Genomic DNA, 19917 nt, shown 5'->3' on the forward strand with positions numbered 1-19917 from the left:
TATTTTAAGTCTCCCGCTCGATAACTGTCAAGGTAACTGCGCCACCCTGCCCCCATCTCGGAGACTTTTTCGCCACCACTATGGTGAAGCCGGCGTCGGGAAGGTAATGTTCTCGTGGGGACTCCATTTCATTGACTTCTCCAGGTTCCTGAAACAGCGTTGAAATGGTCTTATCGATGGTGAAATTGGACTGCTGCAGCATTTCAACCAGTTCCTCATAACTCAAAAAATGTGCGTTTTTATAGAAGCGATGTCCTTCTGCTTTCTTTTTCAAATAGTACCGACCCCACGGGCTCTCCCGCAGCACCGTACCGAGAACCAGCCTGCCCTTGGCTTCAAGTATGCGATGCACTTCTCTTAACACCTCCGCCGGCCTGTCCACAAAACAGAGTGTGACAATGAGAAATGCTGTGCCAAAGCTCCCCACGGCAAAGGGCATATCCTCCCCTATTCCCAGGTAACCCTTTATACCTCTGCCCACCGCCATTTCCAGCAGCCCGGCTGATGGGTCAATCCCGGTTTCTATGCCCAGGGCTTGAGCGAAGCGACCGCTCCCCACCCCTATTTCAAGCCATGGCTTAGGCAGAAGTGGTATCACATTGTGAAAAGCTTTGACTTCTATCTCAAAAGTGAGCTTTCCTTCGTTATCGTACCACGCATCGTACTGGGCAGCGAACGAGTTAAAAACAGTCACGGTGGACCACCTTTCACGCCCTTAATACCATCAATATCATCTGTTGTCAATATTTATTCTGTAAAATTGCTGTTTTTTGACAGGCTTGACGGGCGCTCTATCTCATAGTAATCTAAAGTAAAAGTCTGTTCTGGATATAACTGAGTTGCAAAAATCACTGCGTAAAGCGGTTATCCTTGTTGGTGGTGAGGGCACGAGGCTGCAGCCACTCACCAATGGTGTACCCAAACCCATGCTGCCGGTACTGAATCATCCATTCCTGGAGCACACCATACGCTACCTGAAAAAGTACGGGATTACAGAGATAATCCTGGCTATGAGTTACCTGCCCGACATTATCAAAGACTATTTCGGTGACGGCCAGCGTCTTGGGGTACGGATACACTACACTCTGGAAGATAGCCCGCTTGGCACCGCCGGAGCGGTAAAAAACGCTGAGGAATATCTGGACGGCACGTTTGCCGTTCTCAACGGTGACATATTTACTAATCTTGACATTGCGGCAATGCTTGCCTTCCATCGTAAAAGAAAGGCCAAGGCAACGATTGCGCTTACCTGGGTGGACAATCCGTGTGCTTTCGGGGTCGTGGAGACGGATAATAATGGCAGAATACTGCAGTTTATTGAAAAACCTGCCCCAGATGAGGTGACCACCAACTGGATAAACGCCGGCGTTTATATCCTCGAACCGGATGTCCTCCGGCAGGTACCGGATAATGTCCATTATATGTTTGAACGAGGACTTTTCCCGCGCCTTCTCGAGCTCGGTGAAACTATGTGTGGATATCAGTTCCACGGACAATGGCTTGATATGGGAACACCGGAGAAGTACCGGTGCCTGAACTGCGACCTTTTGCTATCCGACGATAAACCGGCTATCATTGGAAGCCCACAGGAAAATGGGCTTTATTGTGCGGAAGATGCTGTTATCGACTCCTCGGCACAGGTTGCCGGGCCTGTGGTCATTGCCAGCCGGAGTCGCATTGGAAGGCGGGTGAGCATAAGGGGTCCGGTGGTTATTGGTCCGGATTGTACTATCGGTGATGGCGCCGTCCTTGAGGAAGCGGTGCTATGGCAGGGTGTTGCCGTTGGAGAAGGTGCAGTGCTCAGGAGATGCGTTGTTGGCAGCGACACCAAAATTCAGCCTCAGGAGCAGGTTATCGACTGTGTTGTCCCTTCCTGTCGCGCAGAGTCAACCGAGCAATAAAAACGCCTCATTCCTGCGTGGTGTCTGAGGTAACCCTGCCCTGTTCTTTATTATTTAAAATGAAAACAGCGGAGGACATGTATGCAGCCTATTGACGCTCATCTTATCGCTCCCTGCGGCATGAACTGTGCTATCTGCAGCGGCTACCTGGCGCATAAAAACCAGCCCAGATTTAAAGGGATGATGGCGCATTGTCGTGGCTGCCGACCCAGAAACAAGCAGTGCGCATTTATAAAAAAGCGCTGCGCTGATAATCTGAAGCTACTGCGTGGCGAGGTGGATTTCTGCTTCGAATGCCATTGCTTTCCCTGTGAAGGCCTGAGGCGTCTCGATGCCCGCTACCGGCGTGAATTCAATATGAGCATGATTGAGAACCTGATAGAAATCAGGGATAATGGCCTGGATAATTTTCGGGAGAAGCAATACCAGAAATACGCCTGTCGGCGATGCGGCGACTTGATATCCGTGCACAACGGGAAATGTTTTAACTGCGATGATGTTAAAGGTTTCAAGGGTTAACAAGAGATGACCTGTGGAGCGGGAGACGGGACTCGAACCCGCGACAACCTGCTTGGAAGGCAGGGACTCTGCCAACTGAGTTACTCCCGCTTATCCGTCCGATTATACTATAATTATCGGAAAAGCGTCTACAGAGGAGGAATAGATGAAAATTACCGATGTAACCCTGACCATGGTTGCCTGGGCGGTGCCGAAGGGCAGCTACCCCGGACAGGCGGTGAGTTTCGGCGGCGATAAGGAACTCGCCGTCATAACCGTCAGTACAGATGAGGGCGTAGATGGCTACTCTTTCTTGGGTTCAGCGATGTGGAGTGCTGCCGATAACGCCGGTCCACTGCTCACCTATCTGAAACCGGTCCTCATTGGCCAGAACCCACTGGACATTGGCCGCCTGTGGCATGCGTTATGGCGCTGCAATCGATTTGCCTCTCTTGCCGCCATCGGCGCTTTGGATATCGCCCTCTGGGATATTGCCGGTAAGGTGGCCAACATGCCGATACACCGTCTGCTTGGAACCTGCCGTGAGAGTGCACCGGCTTATGCCAGTTCCGCCTTTATGCCTGCCCCTCAGGATTATGCTAAAGAGGCCCTGTATTATAAATCCCAGGGGTGGAAGGCCTATAAAATCCATCCACATGCCAAGCCTGGTGAAGATATTGAGATAAGCCGGGCGGTCCGCAAAGCTGTCGGTGACGATATGGTGCTCATGCTCGACTCGTGCTGGGCTTATGGATATGAAGACGCCGTGCGCGTGGGGCGCGCCATCGAAGAACTGGGTTACTACTGGTATGAAGACCCGTTGCCCGAAGACGATATTTACAACTACGTGAAGCTAAGACAGAAACTCGATATCCCCATTCTGGCCACGGAATATACTCCGGGAGGACTCTACGGACTCACGCAGTTCATCCTTCAGGGGGCTACCGATATCCTGCGTGGCGATGTCAAGGTTAAGGGCGGTATAACGGCGCTGGTCAAGATCTGTCATCTGGCCGAGGCCTTTCGTATGAAATGCGAGATACATCATGGCGGCAATTCGCTGAACAATGTGGCCAACCTTCACGTGACCATGGCGGTTAATAATTGTGAATATTTTGAGGTTTTATTGCCGGAGGCCGCTCAAAAATACGCCCTCGTTCAGGATATCGAGGTCGACCGCCAGGGCCTGGTCCATGCCCCGGAAAAGCCCGGGCTCGGCTATGATATCGACTGGGACCTGGTGAAGAGCAAGACGACCAGGGTGCTGAAGTAATCAGTTCATGTGCGGAATCCGAACGTGAGCATATGATATAATAGAGAGATGTTTTTCAGGAGGTATCGCGCGTGATAAATCTCGTGCTCCTGCGACACGGTGAGAGCATCTGGAACAAGGAAAATCGGTTCACCGGCTGGACGGACGTCGACCTTTCCAGAAAGGGAATCGAAGAAGCCAGGAAGTCTGGCCAGGTCCTCAAGGAAAAAGGCTACACCTTTGACGTTGCCTTTACATCGGTGCTGAAACGGGCCATACGTACCCTGTGGCTCGTCCTGGATGAGATGGACCTGATGTGGATACCGGTATATCGTTCCTGGAGATTGAACGAAAGGCATTACGGTGCCCTGCAGGGACTGAATAAATCGGAAACGGCGGCGAAGTACGGCGAGGAGCAGGTCCTGATATGGCGGAGAAGCTATGATATCAGGCCACCGAGTCTGGAGAAAACGGACGAGCGCTACCCCGGAAATGACCCGATATATAGGGATTTGGATGAGAAAGATATTCCGCTCACGGAGTGTTTGAAAGACACGGTTGAGCGTTTCCTCCCCTACTGGCATGAGGTGCTGGCGCCGACAATTAAATCGGGGAAGCGGGTAATCATATCGGCTCATGGCAACAGCCTGCGGGCGCTGGTCAAATACCTCGACCATATCAGCGACGGCGATATTGTCAGGCTGAACATTCCCACCGGCATCCCGCTCGTCTACGAGCTGGATGAAGCGCTGAAACCTGTAAAGAGCTACTACCTCGGCGACCCTGAGGAAGTGGCGAAAGCTATGGAGGCGGTGGCCAATCAGGGAAAGGCGAAAGAGTAAACGCTGAATCTCTGACTATTAAGGCATTTTTCGTCGTTCAGGTTACTTTCTCCACCTTGAGCAGGTTTGTGGAGCCCGCCACGCCAATGGGCATTCCTCCCGTAATGACAATCAAATCTCCAGCCTTAGCTAGCCTCATCTCCTTGGTAAGCCGTACGCCGGTGGCGAAAAGCTCGTCTATGGATTTCTGCTCCGGTATCCGTATGGGATGAACGCCCCAGCGCAATAGCAGCCTGCGGCATACGTTACAGTCGGGTGTTATTGCCAGGATGGGCACCCGGGGTCGATACTTTGAGACCCTTCCTGCGGTGCTGCCCGACTGGGTAAAGGCCACGATGGCCTTGGCTTCCAGGCTGTAGGCGGTATGGCAGGCGCTGTAGCTTATCAGTTCATCGGTCTTGTGTTCCAGCTGCCGGCCTCTTTCCAGAAGTATCCGGTCATAAGGCAGTTTACATTCCGCCTCCAGAGCTATTTTGGCCATAATGGTTACGGCTTGAACTGGATATTTACCAATGGAGGTCTCGGCGGAGAGCATGGTAGCGTCAGCGCCGTCGAATATGGCGTTGGCGACATCGGTCACTTCCGCGCGCGTCGGGCGCGCTGCGTTTATCATCGACTCCAGCATCTGCGTGGCGATAATAACCGGCTTGCCGGCGAGATTGCATTTCTGGATGATGTCCTTCTGCACCATTGGCACTCGCTCCAGCGGTATGTCCACGCCAAGGTCGCCGCGTGCCACCATAACGGCATCGCTGGCGGCCAGTATGCTATCGAATTTGCTGACGGCGTCTCCTCGTTCTATCTTGCTAATAATTGGTATATCGGCATTGTTTTTTCGCAGTATGTCTTTAGCTGCCTTCACATCGTCGACGCTGCTGACGAAGGAAAGGGCAATATATTCCGGCCCTTTGCTGATGGCAAAGAGGAGGTGCTCTTTCAGGGAATCGGTGATGAACGGCCCTGAAATGTGCATGCCTGGAACCACCACCCCTCTCCTTTCCCTAAGCACGCCGCCAGCAATGACCCGGCACCTGACCTCGGTGCCATCTATTCCCAGCACTCTGAGCTGCATGGCGCCGTCATCAAGGAGCACCAGGTCCCCCGCATTTACATCCCGGGAGAGGCGGGGCAGGGTGACCGGTACCAGTCCGGTATCCCCTACCACCTGTCTGGTGGTCAGCACCACCTGCGCTCTGTTTTTAAGTAAGATTTGACCGCCTTTTAGCTTGCCGGTCCGGTATTTGGGGCCCGGCAGGTCCATGAGAATGGCAACGTCTGTGCCCAGTCGCTGGCTAACTCTCCTGATCATCTGGATATATCGACCGTGTTCGCGGTGCGTGCCGTGCGACAGGTTCAGACGGGCAATGTTCATTCCGGCGAGGATAAGACGCTCGATTGCCGTTGCGGAACCTGTTGCCGGCCCGATGGTACAGACTATCTTGGTACGTCGTTTGGATAGTGCCGAGCGTTTCATTTGACAGTCCTTTTGGATTTTTCTATTTCACGAAAGGCGTGGACGGCGGCACCGATAACGCCGGAATTTTTATCCAGCTCGGGTCTGGCAAATCGTACGGATTCAAAAGCCACCTTGTATGCTCTCTCCCCGGCCACTTTATAGGCCGGTTCCAGCAGTATATCACCGATGTTGGACAGGCCGCCACCGATAATAATCAGTTCCGGGTTGAAGATATTGATGAGGTTGGTCAAACCCACGCCGATGTAATAGCTGGTCTGAGCGATGAGTTCTTTGGCCAGAGTATCTCCCTGCTGAGCTGCCTTGTGCACGACTTCGGCATTTACCTTATCGATGTCGTCGCCAGCATACTTTAGAATTGATGTCTTGACCCCGGCAGTGATTCTCTGTTTTGCTTCTCTTGCCAGCGCCGTGCCTGAAGCCAGGGTTTCCCAGCAGCCGGTGTTGCCACAGTTACAGTGAGGACCGTTGGTGTCAATAGTCATATGACCGATTTCGCCGGCGGTGCCCAGAGAGCCTGTGTATATCTCTCCATCAATCACTATGCCCCCACCGATGCCGGTGCTGATGGTGATGTAAATGAAATTGCGGGCGCCTTTCGCCGCCCCGAAGTACATTTCACCGAGAGCCGCCGCATTGGCGTCATTGATTAAGAATGTTTTCACCCCTATCCTGTTTTCGATTATGCTCTTGAGTGGAACATCTAGCCATCTTGGTAGATTCGGTGAGGTAAAGACAACGCCGGTTTCTGGATTGGAAAGACCGGGGGCACCGATGCAAATGGCTTCGAGTTCAGCAGCGTTTATACCGGCCTGGTCGATAGTCCGCTTTATAGAGTTCAGCATTGCCTGAATTACTGCTCCTGGCCCTTCCGTTGCCGGCGTGGTGCGGTGGTCACTTGAGAGTATTTCACCTTTAATGTTGACCACCGCAGTCAGTATTTTGCTCCCACCCAGGTCAACACCAATCACCAGTGGATTGTTGCTCATTTTTAACTTGTCCTCATCAGTCAGACACAAATTCCTGCAGCAATTCTTCAAACTGCAGAGGGTCAATCGGCTGTTTTACCAGTGGCATTTTCTTCAAAGCAGGTAGCTGCTCTTCGTAAACTGGCCTTACATTCTTATAGATCAGCCCTGTGGGGATACGCTCTTCCCATTCCTGGGCCTTGGCAAAAGCGACCATTTTGTCAGAGAAGTCGTAACCTTTTTCCTCTTCCAGTTTGTAGACGCGTTCCCGGTACCATTTAGAGGTGTTTTTCCGATTGAATGAAACACAGGGCTGAAGGATATCGATGTGAGCGAAACCGCGGTGCTGAATACCCATCTTGACGAGTTGAGTTAGCTGCTCCACGTCACCGGCGAAGCCGCGTGCCAGAAAGCTCACGTCAGAAGCGAGCGCCACCTCCAGTGGATTGATCGGCTGACCGGCACCCGCAGGCGTGGTCTTGGTCACAAAGCCGGGGTCGCTGGTGGGAGATGCCTGTCCTTTGGTCAGTCCATAGACCTGGTTGTTGTGCACCATGTAGGTCAGGTCAACGTTGCGGCGCATGGCCGCCAGCCAGTGACCGACTCCCTCGCCGTAGGCGCCACCGTCGCCATCGATAACGATGACGACCAGTTCATGGTTGACGATTTTGGCTGCGGTCGCGGCGGGTATTGACCTGCCGTGAAGTCCATTGAAGACATTGTCACGTATGTAGTGAGGTAGCTTGGGCGCTTGCCCTATTCCGGAGACGAGCAACAAGCGGTGTGGCTCGATTTCAAGCTCCACCAGCGCTTTACGCAGCGCCTGTAGAATGCCGAAGTTGCCGCAGCCCGGGCACCAGGCAATCTCGATTGGCTCGGCATAGTCCTTGAGTGTTACCACAGTCAGGCCACCTCCTTCTTGAGCACGTTTAAGATGTATTGCGGTGAAAACGGTCGGCCGTCATATTTCAGGATGTGGCCGCTGGCCTTGTAGCCGGTTTCCCGGCGGATGAGCTGTGCCAGCTGGCCGGTGGCGTTATTTTCAATGACAATGCTTTTAGTGCTTTTATTCAGGATGGGGACAACCATCTCGGTGGGGAAAGGCCACAGTTCGGTGAAATGCAAATGGTTTGCTTTAACCCCACTTTCTCTCAGTACTTGAACCGCTTCGCTTATGGCACCGTAGGTGCTGCCCCAGCCGATCAGCGTCAATTCCGCCTCAGGATGGTCATTGAATAAGGGTGATTCAATTTCCGCCTTCATATCATTGAGCTTTCGCAGTCGCTTATTGTGCTGCTGGTTTCTGGTCCCGGCATCCTCTATCATGTGTCCCGCTTCGTCATGTTCATCGGAATCGGTAACCACCAGAGACTTGCTCTGACCCGGCAGCGCCCGTGGTGATATTCCGGAATCCGTGACCAGATGTCGCCTGTAGCCTGCTACCCTGCCCGATTCTTCAGCAGAAAGCAACGCGCCTCGGTCTATTTCGACCTCCGCAAGGTTGAACTTCGCCACCGTTTTATATGAGGTGGCCAGATGATGGTCGGTGAGGACGATAACCGGCGTCTGGTACTTTTCCGCCAGATTGAACGCTTTAATTGTCGTCCAGAAAGCGCCTTCAGCCGTGGCCGGCGCTAATATCGCGCGGGGGAACTCTCCATGCCCGGCATGCAAAGCAAACCAGAGTTCGCCCTGCTCAGTTCTGGTGGGAAGACCGGTAGCTGGTCCGGGGCGCTGACCCAGTACGATAACGACAGGCGTTTCCGTCATCCCTGCCAGTGCCAGCCCCTCAACCATAAGGGCAAAACCACCGCCCGAGGTAGCGGTCATCGACCTCACCCCGGTGAAGCCGGCGCCAACAGCCATATTAATGGCCGATATCTCGTCTTCAACATGAATGGTTACGATATTATACTGTCTGCCTTTCCTGGCCAGAAACTCCATAATGGAAGAGGCTGGTGTCATGGGATAGCCGGTCATGAACTTGCAACCGCCTGCCATCGCTCCCAGCGATAGCGCCTCGTTACCGTTAAGCAGCATTCTCGGCGTTGTTTTCGGTAGACGTTTCAGTGTCTGGCTGGCTGATTTTCGACGGTTTTGCTCTGCGAAGAGATAACCGGCTCTGGCGACAGCGACATTGGCTGCCACCACGTTCTCACCTGCCCTGGCCAGTTCTTTCTCCAGTACTTTGACCAGCAGGTCAGGGTCGCACTCGGTGAGTCCAAACACAGCACCGGCGGCCACGGTATTGGTCATCAGGCGGCTGTCTGCCGCTTCTTCAGCTATTTTGGTCAGCGGAATATTGAAGTAATTGTCTCCCTCAGGGCTGACGCCAGTCTGCTCCTGGTCGAGGAGAATTAGCCCATTATCTTTGATTTCCTTGCTGTGGAGTTCAATGGTCTCTCTGTTTAACGCGATGAGGATATCGAGTTGCTCGGAGAGAGCAGAGACTTCGCCATCGCTTGCTCTTACACGGAAAAAGTTATGGCCACCTCTCACCTTTGATTCGTAGTCCTGGTCGGCAAATACATGGTAACCGCTACCCGCCATAGTTTTGGCGAGGATCTGCCCCAGGAATTGTATGCCCTGCCCCGCGGCACCGCCGGCCATAACCGTGAAATCAACGGTCATAATTTCTCCGTCTGACCTTTAGTCTCTTCTATGTATGTTGCCGCCGCTCTGGGTGTCTTGCCACCTTTTATCTGATGGTAGTGTTCATATGTCAGGCAGGTCTTATCGTTAATAATATCGGCATCAACCAGCTCGCCAATGAAGATAGTATGCGTGCCCACGTCCATTTCCTGGGTTACTCTGGCCTCCATAAAAGCAACAGCGTTATCCAGGACTATGGGTGCGCCTGTCAGGCCCAGCCGGTAATCGATCCCTTCAAACTTGTCCGTTTCCCTGCCGGAATGGAAGCCAAAACGTCCGATAAATACCAAAGGTGTTTCTTCACAAAGCACCGACACGGAAAATACCCGGCTTGATTTGATAAACTCCCAGGTCAAATTGCTGTGGTTGATGCTCACCGCAATGGTTGGCGGTTCTGAGGTTACCTGAATAACCGTATTGGCAATCTGGCCATTCAAGCGGCCATCTTTGGTTGAGGTTACCACGTATATACCGTAACTTAATTTATGTAAAGCTTTTGTGTTCATAATGCCTCTACCATTACCTTTATTCTTTAATTTTCAGTCATAACGTGAGTTCTGTCAATCTTAACAGATATCCTGTAATTTTTCAGAATTCCAAGCTGACCTGTCGTTGTAAAATTGGTCGAATTATGCTATTAATATTTGATTAATGGCGTTGAGGGAGGAACCTCATGTCAAGACTGCTGATTATTTCCAATCGTTTACCCCTGAATGTGGAGAGGAAAGATGGCAAGCTGCAATTTCAACCCAGCCTCGGTGGTCTGGCGACGGCACTGGGAGCATTTTACAAGTCGCGTCCCAGTCTCTGGATCGGGTGGCCGGGCATAGAGCAGGAGAAGTTACAGAAGGGCGAAGAGAAGGAGATTGAGGATAAACTGGCCGAGGAGCGGTGCTGTCCGGTATTTCTCTCGGGAAAGGATGTTGACGATTTCTACTTCGGGTTCTGTAACCAGACCATCTGGCCTCTCTTTCACTACTTCCCTCAGTTCGTGGAGTACGACCCCAACCTGTGGCAGGCTTATCAAAAGGTTAACGAGATTTTTGCCGATGCCATTGTCAATGTGGCCAGAGAGGATGACATTTTCTGGGTGCAGGACTACCATTTCATGCTCCTGCCTAAACTGATACGGGACAGGCTGCCAAAGGCAACCATCGGCTTTTTCCTCCATATACCCTTCCCGTCCTACGAGGTTTACCGCCTGCTGCCCTGGAGCCGGGAAATAGTGGAAGGGTTGCTTGGTGCCAACCTGGTCGGTTTTCATACCCATGACTACGTCTGGCACTTTCTGAACAGCGCCCGCAATCTGCTGGGCTATAGTAGCTCCATGGGCTGGATTACGACCACTGACCATGTCTCCAAGGCAGACGTTTTCCCCATCGGTATTGGCTACGAATACTATTCCAGCATTGCCAAGAGCCCGGAAGTGGATGCGGAAGTGAAAAAATTCCGGGAGAAACTGGGCGACCAAAAAATTATCGTTTCGGTGGACCGTCTCGACTACAGCAAGGGCATTCCTAATCGGCTGGAAGCGTACGGCCTCTTTCTGGAAAAACACCCTGAATATCGGGAAAAAGTGGTGTTCATACTCGTTATTGGCCCTTCCCGCATCAAGGTGCAACGGTACGCCGAGTTGAAGCAGCAGATAGAGGAGATGGTAGGCACTATAAACGGCAAGTTCGGTACCATCGGCTGGACGCCTCTCGAATATCTTTACAGTCCGATACCCTATCATGCGCTTCTCGGCCTGTACAAGATGGCGGATGTGTGCCCGATAACGCCGTTGCGCGACGGGATGAACCTGGTGGCGAAGGAATACCTGGCCACCAAAATAGATGGCAAAGGCGTTCTCATCCTCAGTGAGACGACCGGTGCTGCCCGGGAGCTGGGAGATGCCATCATAATCAATCCTAATAACATCGAAGAAATCGCTCAGGCTTTTGCCGATTCCCTGGCAATGCCGGAAAAAGAGCAGATTGAGCGCAACCGGGCAATGCAGGAGCGCATTAAGCTCTATGACATCGGCCGGTGGGCCGGGGACTTCATTAACAAACTGCACGAAACGGAAAAAATTGAGACCGGCACCGTGCCGGAGCCAATGTCTGATAAAGTAAAAAGTGAACTAACAGGTCAGTTCCAGAAAGCTCAGAAGCGGTTGCTTTTGCTGGACTATGACGGTACACTGGTGCCCTTTGCTGAAACGCCCGAAGGGGCCAGGCCGGATGCAGAATTATTAAAGCTGCTGGGCGAGCTGAATAACAATGCCAGGAATGAGGTCGTGCTCATCAGCGGACGTGATAAGAACACCTTTGACAAGTGGTTTGGCAGTCTGAACACGGGTATGGTGGCGGAGCACGGTGTCTGGATGAAAGCCAAGGGCGGCGACTGGGGGATGATGACTGGGCTTTCGAACGACTGGAAAGATGAAGCGCGCGCCATTATGAAGCTGGCGGTGGACCGTATTGAGGGGTCACTCATTGAGGAGAAGGACTACTCTCTGGCCTGGCATTACCGTAAGGCCAATCCGAGAATAAGCGAACGGCACATCAGGGAGATAGCCAACGACCTTCTGAATCTAACCGCCAATTCCAATCTGAAGGTGCTGGAGGGAAGCAAGGTGATTGAGGTGAAAAATGCCAATCTCAATAAGGGACTGACGGCACAGCAGTGGCTTTCCAGAGAGAACTGGGACTTTGTCCTCGCCATCGGTGATGATGTTACTGATGAAGATTTGTTCAAGGCTCTGCCGGAAAATGCCTGGTCCATTAAAGTCAGGCTCGGGGTTTCGGCGGCCAAGTTCAGCGTTGATTCACCGGATGAGGTGCGTGCTCTGCTGAGAGAATTGATGGTAAAATAGCAATATGAAAATAGCTTTGGTCTCCCCTTACGACTTTGCCTATCCCGGGGGTGTCTGTAATCATATATCCAATCTAGAGGAACAGCTGACCAGGATGGGGCACGAGGTGAAAATCATTGCCCCGGCCTCGAAGGCAGTCTCCGCTCTGGGTGAGCGTCTTATACCAATAGGCAAACCCAGGCCGGTCCCGGTCAGTGGTTCCGTTGCTCGTATTACCCTGTCGCCCTGGCTGTCATCACGTATCAAGGCGGTGCTGGAAAAGGAGAAATTTGAAATTGTCCACCTCCACGAGCCCTTGATGCCAATGCTCTGCACTACCGTGCTGCGTCTCTCCAATTGCCCGAATATCGGCACCTTTCATGCCTCCGGTGGCAAACCCTGGTACAACTTCGGTACCCCTCTGGGCAAGCTTATCTTGAAGAAGTGGTTTCGCAAACTGGACTATAAAATCGCCGTCTCCGGGCCATCGATGGAATACGTGAACAAATACTTCCCCGATGAATACCACATCGTGCCCAACGGAGTCGATACAGAACATTTCCGACCCGATGTCGAGCCAATTGAGGAGTATCTGGACGGGAAACTGAACATCATGTTTATCGGGCGTCTGGAGAAACGCAAAGGCCTTGATTATCTGCTCCAGGCTTACAAGGAATTCAAGCGCACGATTCCTGACTCACGGCTAATCGTCGTCGGGCCGGGCATGCGGGGAAGAAAAAAGTACGAGAAACAGGTGGCACGTGGTGGCATAGAGGACGTCACTTTTATTGGCTATGCTACCTACAATGACCTGCCCAGATATTACAAGACGGCGGATATCGTCTGCTGTCCGGCCACCGGGTGGGAAAGCTTCGGCATCGTCCTGATTGAAGCGATGGCCGTGGGCACGCCGGTGGTTGCTTCGGATATACCCGGGTATGCCAGCGTGCTGACCAATGATGCCGAAGGATTGCTGGTGCCACCGAAGAATGCTCCCAAGCTGGCTGAGGCGCTGCTATCCCTGGCTGATGATAAATCCCGACGTCAGCAAATGGGGCAAAAGGGTATTGTTACCGCCCAGGGATACAGCTGGGAGAGCGTGGCCAAGAGCGTTCTGGCCTGCTACCACAAAGTACTTGGCTAGTTCATGGAATTACTATTAAACTAACCAGCTATCACTCCTGAGAGAACAGATTAGAAGCCTCTCAATCCATTTTGTCGAACTGGTCTTTGCTGGCGCCGCAGACGGGACAGACCCAGTCATCCGGCAGATTTTCAAAAGGGGTTCCAGGCGGGGTGTTGCTGTCCGGTTCCCCCTGTGCCGGGTCATAGATATAACCGCAAACGGAACACTTGTAGCGTGCCATTTCTGATTATCCTCCTGTCTTAAATTGGACGAAGCCCGCACTTTGAGAAACACCCTTTAGCCGAGGATATGCATCGCCTCTTCCCGATAAGCATCCATCAGGTATGGAATATCCGTGACTTTGGCGCATTCTTCGGTAAGAGACATGAGTTCGCGGCGGGTGAGTGCCGGCACACTGAAGCACCTCGCCCCGGCCATTAATTGCTGCAGCCCTATCCTCAGTTTTTCGCAGTAGCTGTAAATGCCAACCGCACCCAGTGGAATGTTCTTCATCTCATCGGCACCGACGATGCTCAATACGTCTTCGTAGTTGACGAATATCTCCTCCGGCGTGGAGCCAAACTGGCTCACCGTGTTGGGCAGCTTGCCTTCTTTAATCCAGCTGGCGATATTCTTACCAACCATGCCCGGGATCATCATTGCCCGCCCTATGCACACCGCCTTCACGAATGGTGAACCGAGAGCAAGCGCCTTGAAGATACCATCCTCGCTGCTGAAACCGCCGGCTAAGGCGATATCGGGTACGCGCTGGCCCTTGTCCGCCAGTTTCTTGCAGAACTCATGCGCGGCCGCGTGCAGGTAGAGGCTTGGAATACCCCATTCCTCCATCATACGCCAGGGGCTCATGCCCGTGCCGCCGGATGCGCCGTCAATGGTGAGCAGGTCAATCCTCGCGTTGGCGCCCCATTTTATGGCCATGGCCAGTTCACGCAAGCTGTAGGCGCCGGTCTTGAGCGTGATGCGCTTGAAGCCCAGGTTTCTAAGGCGCTCCACTTCAGCGTAGAAACCTTCCTCGTCAACGAAGCCGAGTCGGCTGTGACGCTCGAATTCTTTAAGCGCGCCGTCTTTGTAAGCTGCCTGGGTGACCGGGGCTGAAGGGTCGGGAGTAACTATATAGCCGCGTCCTTGCAGCTCCAGTGCTCGCTCCAGACTGTCGACCTTGATTTCACCGCCAATGCACTTCGCACCCTGTCCCCATTTCAACTCAATGGTTTCCAGGCCGTGCTTCTTGTATACGTATTCGGCAACTCCAAGCCTGGTATCTTCCACGTTCATCTGGACCAGTATTTCACCGTATCCCTGATGATAGCGGCGGTAGGTTTCAATGCGGCGGTCCATATCCGGTGCCGAAGCGATTTTCCCATTTGAGTCGAGCTCGAGCTTGGGGTCAATGCCGCATACGTTTTCACCACAGACCAGCGTGACGCCGCTGATGGCGGCACCTATGGCGAAATGCTCCCAGTATTTGCGCGCAATCTCAGTGGAGCCGAGCGCGCCGGTGAAAACGGGTAGCTTCATCTTGACTTTTATGTCCCAGCCGTATTCCGTCTCCGTGTCCACTGCGGGAAAGGTGGCGGTATCAGGGTTACCCTCAACGCCAGCCGGCAAACCCCTTGCCCCCAGGGCATAACCCTGAATATTGAGGTGGGAGTAGTCAACCGGGTAATCCTTATCGCTACCAGCGGTAATGTCGCCGAACGGCCCGGGGTAAATCAGCTCCCGGCCGCGAAAGGTTGCCCTGAATACCTCGCAGTTTCCGGTGCAGCTGTCAAGACATCGACTACAGAGGCCGCTCATCGGGGAAACGCTTCTGGAACGATTTGCTGATCTCGTGGCATCATTTGCATTTGGTCTTTGCAGGTTCATTTTTGGGACTCCTTCTTTAGTTTTTATAGCTTAACCAGTATCCCTCTATCGTGGAGATACCTCTTGGCTTCCGGTATGGTTATCTCGCCGAAGTGAAAGATGGAAGCCGCCAGAACGGCCGCAGCCTTGCCGATGGTTACCGCTTCATACAGGTGTTCCAGACTTCCTGCCCCTCCCGAGGCAATAACCGGTACGCTAACGGCTTCGGCAACCGCCTTCGTCATCTCCAGGTCATAGCCCTCTTTGGTGCCATCAGCATCCTTGCTGGTGAGGAGGATTTCGCCAGCGCCAAGCCCTTCCACCCTTTTTGCCCAGCCGACTATATCCATCCCCGTAGCTTCGCTGCCGCTCTTGACCACGACTTCCAGTCTGGGGAGGTTGCTGCCGACGGGGTTTTTCCGACCATCAATGGCCACCACCAGCTTATCCTTGCCAAACTCGGCAGCAGCCTGTTTGATAAGTTCCGGGTTCTTCACCGCCGCCGTGTTGATTGAGACCTTGGCAACACCGAGCTCAAATAGCTCCTTCATGTCCTGGGTATTCCTGATGCCGCCGCCGACGGCGAAGGGTATGGTCACCCTTTCGGCTACTTTCTTCACCCATTCCCGCATGGTGCCACGGTTCTCAACCGTAGCCATGATGTCCAGGAATACGAGCTCATCAGCACCCTCACGGCAATAAGCTTCGGCGGCTTCTACCGGGTCGCGGGCATCACGCAGGTTGACGAAGTTCACCCCCTTCACTACCCTACCTTCTTTGACATCCAGACAAGGTATAACTCTCACTGATTTCATTCCTTAACCTCTCAATTAGAAATATGGCAACAGGCAACCGCTTGCCGCATAAAATTATCACATCATTCTAACAGCTTTGATGTGTTAGTGTCAACACAAATGCTAAGTATTATGTAAAATACACGTTCCCCTATTTGTGTTGTGGTATACTATTGTTATTATTGGATTCGTAATCTTGTTAGGTCTTGAGGAAGTACATTGACCCACGCCCGATTGATAGTCAACCCGGCTGCCGGTGCAGGTAAAACGGCCCGGAGATGGCCTCAAATTATGGCCCGACTGCACAGCATTGACCTGCGCTTTGATTACGACCTTACCGAGGCACCGGGCCATGCTAGAGAGCTGGCGAAAACCGCTGTTGCTAAAGGCTATGAGCTGGTGGTTTCGGTGGGTGGCGACGGGACAATCAATGAAGTGGTCAATGGACTATACGATACCGGCAGTATTGCCGATGTCATGTTTGGCATTATTGGCACCGGCACCGGTGGTGATTATATCCGCACCATCGGGATACCACGATCATATCTAGAAGCCTGTCAATGCCTGAGAAATCCGCGGAAGGTAACCGTGGATGTGGGCGTTATTGAATATTTAAGCGGCAGCGAAACGGTCAGACGATTGTTTGTCAATTTTGCCGGCATGGGATTTGACGCTGAAATCGTGAGAACGACGACATTGAAGTACAAGAGATTGAATGCTACCGCCTCCTACCTCGCCGGGTTATTCTCAGCCCTCGTGTTCTATAAAAACAAGGCGGTGACCCTTCGCATTGATGGCGAAACAATCGAAGAAAAGGTGTGTACTGTCCTGTTGAACAACGGTAAATATGGAGGCGGCGGTATGTTCGCTGCACCCGAGGCCGATATTTCCGATGGTCTCCTTGATGTGCTCATTATCGGTGACCTGAGCAAACCTGACCTTCTCTGGTCACTGCCGAGGGTGTACCGGGGAACTCACCTGACGCATCCCAAGGTGACGTTGAAAAAAGCCCGGGAGATTGAGATAAGGTCGGACGATTTGGTTTTCCTACAGGCAGACGGTGAATTGCTCGGGGGACTGCCGGCTCGCGCCTATGTGCTACCGTCCCTGCTGAACATCGTGGTGTAAATCAAGATACAGTGACGGTATAACTTTGACGGAAAATGGTCGGGGTGAGAGGATTTGAACCTCCGACCTCATGGTCCCAAACCATGCGCGCTGACCAGGCTGCGCCACACCCCGCCACTATGATTTTAACATAGCTGGCTATTCTGAGGAAGCTTCCCCACTCGGCTTGCCGGCTAGCTCGACCAGCTTGTTGTATTCCCTGGTTACCCTTTCCTGTATTGTTTTTATTGTATCTTCCGTCAGGTGGCGGAACCTGCCCTGGGTTTTCAGGTAGTTTTCCACCGGTTCCAGTTTGGTCAGATTCAGGTTCAGCTTATACTGCCCGTTTTCAACCTCATACAATGGGAAAACACCAGTCCTGACGGCCAGCCTGCCGACTTTAATGGCATCGTCAGTGGGGCAGCGCCAGCCCGTGGGGCAGGCGGATAAAATGTGTATATAGGCGGGGCCAGGGGTTTCAACCGCTTTGGTAACCTTTCTCATTAAATCACGGTGATAGGTGGGGCAGGCTGTGGCCACATATGGTATGTCATGAGCCACTGCGATCGCCGGCATGTTCTTTTTCCAGGTTGGCTGTCCCAGGCTTTCTTTGCCGGCAGGTGAAGTGGTCGTTGAAGCCCCGTAGGGCGTGGCAGAAGACCTCTGGATACCGGTATTCATGTATGCCTCGTTATCCAGACAGATGTAGACGAAGTCGTGTCCCCTTTCCAGGGCCCCGGACAGGGCCTGCAGGCCGATATCGCTGGTGCCACCATCGCCGGCTAAAGCCACGACTTTAATATTGCGCTCGGGGCTTTTCCCCTTTTTCTCCATTGCCTTCAGCCCGGCTTCAATGCCAGAAGCTACCGCGGCCGTGTTTTCAAACAGGGTATGAATCCAGGGAAGGCGCCAGGAGGTATAGGGGAACGGCGAGGCCACAACCTCCATGCAGCCGGTGGCATTTATTATAATGGCGTTGTCGCCAATGGCTTTAGCGGCCAGTCTCACCGCCAGTGCCTCCCCGCAGCCGCTGCAGGCGCGGTGGCCGGGGGCAAAGGGCTCCAACTCGGTGATTATGCCGGGTCCATGAACTGCTGTTGCCATCATTATTCCCTCACTCCGTAGATTTCAAACTCTCGTTTGCTTCCTGTGCGGGCGATTTCGATACCGCGGTTCACCATTTCTTCGAAGCCGGCCATGGTAATATCTCTGCCACCCAGGCCACCCACGAAGCCGACTATCTTTGGTCTCTTCTCTTCCTTGTACAGGGCTGCTTTTATCTCGGAGCAGACCGGACCTCCCGGCCCGCCAAAAGATATGGCTCTATCAAGCACGATTAGTATCTCGGCGCCTTTTACCGCCTTGCGGAGTTCTTCGTACGGGAAGGGGCGCCACAGGCGAAGCTTGAGCAGCCCAACCTCCTTGCCATCACCTCTCATTTTGTCCACAGCCACCATTGCCGTTTCGCTGTAGCTGCCCATGGTTAACAGCAGGACTCTGGCGCCATCGGTCTGGTATTGCTCTATCGGCGAATACTGGCGACCGAAAGCCGTGCCGAACTCCTGCCAGACTTCCAGGATGACATCTTTGCTGTTCTCCAGGTTCATTTCCTGCGCCCATTTCACCTCGGTGTAGATGAAAGGTTGGCCAAAGGCTCCCATCGTGACCGGTTTCTCCGGGTCCAGTGGCAGAGGATATTTGAAGGGCGGCAGGAACCGGTCAACATCTTTTTTATCTGGAAGCTCTATAGGTTCAATGACATGGGTCAGTACAAACCCATCGAGGTGAATCATTACCGGAAGCAGAACTCTTTTATCCTCACCCATGCGGAAAGCGCAGATGACATTATCCACCGCTTCCTGCCCGTTTTCCACGAATATCTGAATCCAGCCGACATCACGAGTTGCCATGGCATCGGAGTGTTCACCCCAGATACTGATGGGTGCGGAGAGAGCGCGGTTGGCCACCGCCATGACAATGGGCAGCCTCATCGCTGAGGCAACATAGAGCACCTCGTGCATCAGCTCCAGCCCCTGGGAAGCGGTGGCGGTAAAAGTTCTGGCACCTACCGCCGAGGCGCCAACACAGGCGCTCATCGCAGAGTGTTCTGATTCCACCGGAATATAGGCCGCTTTCAGTTCCCCATTGGCGACCAGCTCTGCCAGGTGCTCCACAATATGTGTCTGGGGGGTTATCGGGTAAGCTGACACGACGTCAACATCAGATAACATGGCGGCGTCAGCAACGGCGATCGATACTTCCAGGCCTTCCCGTTTCGCCATTATTTCGCCTCCCCGACCATGGTAATCGCCTCTTTGGGACATTCCGTGGCGCAAATCCCACAGCCCTTGCAGTAGAATAAGTCGGGTTCAAAATATCCGTCCGTGTTCTTAACGATGCACCCCTCGGGGCAGAAGTAGTAACAGAGGGTACATTTATTACATTTATTGAAGTCAAACACAGGTCGGCGCGACTTCCAGTCACCGGTTCTGACCTCAACTGAGTTACCCGGCTCGGTGATAAAAAAGCCGATTTCTATTTCTTTCCAGCCCAACTCGCCTTTGGCTCTCGGTTTCTCCTTCGTTTTCGCCTTGGCCATTT

General features: G+C 53.0%; 19 protein-coding genes and 2 tRNA genes. 7 read left to right on the plus strand and 14 right to left on the minus strand.

Annotated features, from left to right (window positions below; genetic code table 11):
• Nucleotides 1–4 precede the first annotated feature (4 nt).
• Nucleotides 5–694: a class I SAM-dependent methyltransferase gene (locus KKD83_10765; protein MBU2536625.1), complete on the minus strand. Its 690-nt coding sequence runs from the start codon at nt 692–694 to the stop codon at nt 5–7.
• 145 nt (nt 695–839) lie between these two features.
• Here KKD83_10765 and KKD83_10770 point away from each other — a divergent pair, with 145 nt between their 5' ends.
• The gene (locus KKD83_10770) at nt 840–1901 is read left to right on the plus strand and encodes an NDP-sugar synthase (GenBank protein ID MBU2536626.1); all 1062 of its coding nucleotides are present in this window, start codon (nt 840–842) and stop codon (nt 1899–1901) included.
• 81 nt (nt 1902–1982) lie between these two features.
• A complete protein-coding gene (locus KKD83_10775; protein MBU2536627.1) occupies nt 1983–2420 on the plus strand; it encodes a DUF3795 domain-containing protein in 438 nt (145 codons plus the stop codon).
• 14 nt (nt 2421–2434) lie between these two features.
• Here KKD83_10775 and KKD83_10780 read toward each other — a convergent pair.
• Nucleotides 2435–2510 (minus strand) — tRNA-Gly (locus KKD83_10780).
• A gap of 55 nt (nt 2511–2565) precedes the next feature.
• Between KKD83_10780 and KKD83_10785 the strand changes: the two genes are divergently transcribed.
• Both KKD83_10785 and gpmA read left to right on the plus strand, forming a co-directional pair.
• A complete protein-coding gene (locus KKD83_10785; GenBank protein ID MBU2536628.1) occupies nt 2566–3672 on the plus strand; it encodes a mandelate racemase in 1107 nt (368 codons plus the stop codon).
• Between the two features lie 71 nt (nt 3673–3743).
• Complete coding sequence (gene gpmA / locus KKD83_10790; GenBank protein MBU2536629.1) at nt 3744–4493, plus strand: 2,3-diphosphoglycerate-dependent phosphoglycerate mutase; 750 nt, start codon at nt 3744–3746, stop codon at nt 4491–4493.
• Nucleotides 4494–4530: 37 nt separating this feature from the next.
• Here the strand turns inward: gpmA and pyk are convergent, their stop codons facing one another.
• The 5 genes from pyk to KKD83_10815 are packed head-to-tail and all read right to left on the minus strand — an operon-like array spanning nt 4531 to nt 10093.
• Entirely contained in the window at nt 4531–5967 is a 1437-nt protein-coding gene (gene pyk / locus KKD83_10795) for a pyruvate kinase (protein ID MBU2536630.1), read from the minus strand.
• Nucleotides 5964–6956, minus strand: coding sequence for an ROK family protein (locus KKD83_10800; GenBank protein MBU2536631.1), 993 nt, complete (start codon nt 6954–6956; stop codon nt 5964–5966). Before KKD83_10800 ends, pyk begins: the two co-directional genes overlap by 4 nt.
• A gap of 16 nt (nt 6957–6972) precedes the next feature.
• Nucleotides 6973–7836, minus strand: a complete 864-nt coding sequence (locus KKD83_10805) for a 2-oxoacid:ferredoxin oxidoreductase subunit beta (protein ID MBU2536632.1) — start codon at nt 7834–7836, stop codon at nt 6973–6975.
• A gap of 2 nt (nt 7837–7838) precedes the next feature.
• Complete coding sequence (locus tag KKD83_10810; protein MBU2536633.1) at nt 7839–9566, minus strand: 2-oxoacid:acceptor oxidoreductase subunit alpha; 1728 nt, start codon at nt 9564–9566, stop codon at nt 7839–7841.
• Complete coding sequence (locus tag KKD83_10815) at nt 9563–10093, minus strand: flavin reductase family protein (protein ID MBU2536634.1); 531 nt, start codon at nt 10091–10093, stop codon at nt 9563–9565. The genes KKD83_10810 and KKD83_10815 overlap by 4 nt, the downstream gene beginning before the upstream one ends.
• 167 nt (nt 10094–10260) lie before the next feature.
• Here KKD83_10815 and KKD83_10820 point away from each other — a divergent pair, with 167 nt between their 5' ends.
• Together KKD83_10820 and KKD83_10825 are read left to right on the plus strand one after the other, a co-directional pair.
• The gene (locus KKD83_10820; GenBank protein MBU2536635.1) at nt 10261–12444 is read left to right on the plus strand and encodes a bifunctional alpha,alpha-trehalose-phosphate synthase (UDP-forming)/trehalose-phosphatase; all 2184 of its coding nucleotides are present in this window, start codon (nt 10261–10263) and stop codon (nt 12442–12444) included.
• Nucleotides 12445–12448: 4 nt separating this feature from the next.
• Nucleotides 12449–13567 carry a glycosyltransferase family 4 protein gene (locus KKD83_10825; GenBank protein MBU2536636.1) on the plus strand — a complete coding sequence of 373 codons (1119 nt, stop codon included), beginning with the start codon at nt 12449–12451 and terminating at the stop codon, nt 13565–13567.
• A 61-nt stretch (nt 13568–13628) separates the two neighbouring features.
• Here the strand turns inward: KKD83_10825 and KKD83_10830 are convergent, their stop codons facing one another.
• The 3 genes from KKD83_10830 to hisF are packed head-to-tail and all read right to left on the minus strand — an operon-like array spanning nt 13629 to nt 16230.
• On the minus strand, nt 13629–13790 hold the full coding sequence (locus KKD83_10830) for a rubredoxin (GenBank protein ID MBU2536637.1): 162 nt from the start codon (nt 13788–13790) through the stop codon (nt 13629–13631).
• A 56-nt stretch (nt 13791–13846) separates the two neighbouring features.
• Nucleotides 13847–15436: an FMN-binding glutamate synthase family protein gene (locus KKD83_10835; protein ID MBU2536638.1), complete on the minus strand. Its 1590-nt coding sequence runs from the start codon at nt 15434–15436 to the stop codon at nt 13847–13849.
• 23 nt (nt 15437–15459) lie between these two features.
• Nucleotides 15460–16230 (minus strand): imidazole glycerol phosphate synthase subunit HisF, encoded by a 771-nt coding sequence (gene hisF, locus KKD83_10840; protein MBU2536639.1) that lies wholly within the window; start codon nt 16228–16230, stop codon nt 15460–15462.
• A gap of 198 nt (nt 16231–16428) precedes the next feature.
• Here hisF and KKD83_10845 point away from each other — a divergent pair, with 198 nt between their 5' ends.
• Nucleotides 16429–17337, plus strand: coding sequence for a diacylglycerol kinase family lipid kinase (locus KKD83_10845; GenBank protein ID MBU2536640.1), 909 nt, complete (start codon nt 16429–16431; stop codon nt 17335–17337).
• 36 nt (nt 17338–17373) lie between these two features.
• Here the strand turns inward: KKD83_10845 and KKD83_10850 are convergent.
• The 4 genes from KKD83_10850 to KKD83_10865 all read right to left on the minus strand — a co-directional run bounded on the left by KKD83_10850 (nt 17374) and on the right by KKD83_10865 (nt 19915).
• Nucleotides 17374–17451, minus strand: a tRNA-Pro gene (locus KKD83_10850).
• A 24-nt stretch (nt 17452–17475) separates the two neighbouring features.
• On the minus strand, nt 17476–18423 hold the full coding sequence (locus KKD83_10855) for a pyruvate synthase subunit beta (GenBank protein ID MBU2536641.1): 948 nt from the start codon (nt 18421–18423) through the stop codon (nt 17476–17478).
• Nucleotides 18423–19598, minus strand: coding sequence for a pyruvate ferredoxin oxidoreductase (gene porA / locus KKD83_10860; GenBank protein ID MBU2536642.1), 1176 nt, complete (start codon nt 19596–19598; stop codon nt 18423–18425). The genes KKD83_10855 and porA overlap by 1 nt, the downstream gene beginning before the upstream one ends.
• Nucleotides 19598–19915: a 4Fe-4S binding protein gene (locus tag KKD83_10865; protein ID MBU2536643.1), complete on the minus strand. Its 318-nt coding sequence runs from the start codon at nt 19913–19915 to the stop codon at nt 19598–19600. Before KKD83_10865 ends, porA begins: the two co-directional genes overlap by 1 nt.
• Nucleotides 19916–19917 lie beyond the last annotated feature (2 nt).

This window comes from Chloroflexota bacterium (assembly GCA_018829775.1).
Lineage (GTDB): Bacteria > Chloroflexota > Dehalococcoidia > Dehalococcoidales > RBG-16-60-22 > E44-bin89.

What these genes read in the sequence shown, in the direction of transcription:
- KKD83_10775 (MBU2536627.1), top strand. Translation starts at nt 1,983, where the DNA reads ATGCAGCCTATTGACGCTCATCTTATCGCTCCCTGCGGCATGAACTGT.
- KKD83_10785 (MBU2536628.1), top strand. Translation starts at nt 2,566, where the DNA reads ATGAAAATTACCGATGTAACCCTGACCATGGTTGCCTGGGCGGTGCCG.
- pyk (MBU2536630.1), bottom strand. Translation starts at nt 5,967, where the DNA reads ATGAAACGCTCGGCACTATCCAAACGACGTACCAAGATAGTCTGTACC.
- KKD83_10800 (MBU2536631.1), bottom strand. Translation starts at nt 6,956, where the DNA reads ATGAGCAACAATCCACTGGTGATTGGTGTTGACCTGGGTGGGAGCAAA.
- KKD83_10810 (MBU2536633.1), bottom strand. Translation starts at nt 9,566, where the DNA reads ATGACCGTTGATTTCACGGTTATGGCCGGCGGTGCCGCGGGGCAGGGC.
- KKD83_10815 (MBU2536634.1), bottom strand. Translation starts at nt 10,093, where the DNA reads ATGAACACAAAAGCTTTACATAAATTAAGTTACGGTATATACGTGGTA.
- KKD83_10820 (MBU2536635.1), top strand. Translation starts at nt 10,261, where the DNA reads ATGTCAAGACTGCTGATTATTTCCAATCGTTTACCCCTGAATGTGGAG.
- KKD83_10825 (MBU2536636.1), top strand. Translation starts at nt 12,449, where the DNA reads ATGAAAATAGCTTTGGTCTCCCCTTACGACTTTGCCTATCCCGGGGGT.
- KKD83_10830 (MBU2536637.1), bottom strand. Translation starts at nt 13,790, where the DNA reads ATGGCACGCTACAAGTGTTCCGTTTGCGGTTATATCTATGACCCGGCA.
- KKD83_10835 (MBU2536638.1), bottom strand. Translation starts at nt 15,436, where the DNA reads ATGAACCTGCAAAGACCAAATGCAAATGATGCCACGAGATCAGCAAAT.
- hisF (MBU2536639.1), bottom strand. Translation starts at nt 16,230, where the DNA reads ATGAAATCAGTGAGAGTTATACCTTGTCTGGATGTCAAAGAAGGTAGG.
- KKD83_10855 (MBU2536641.1), bottom strand. Translation starts at nt 18,423, where the DNA reads ATGATGGCAACAGCAGTTCATGGACCCGGCATAATCACCGAGTTGGAG.
- porA (MBU2536642.1), bottom strand. Translation starts at nt 19,598, where the DNA reads ATGGCGAAACGGGAAGGCCTGGAAGTATCGATCGCCGTTGCTGACGCC.
- KKD83_10865 (MBU2536643.1), bottom strand. Translation starts at nt 19,915, where the DNA reads ATGGCCAAGGCGAAAACGAAGGAGAAACCGAGAGCCAAAGGCGAGTTG.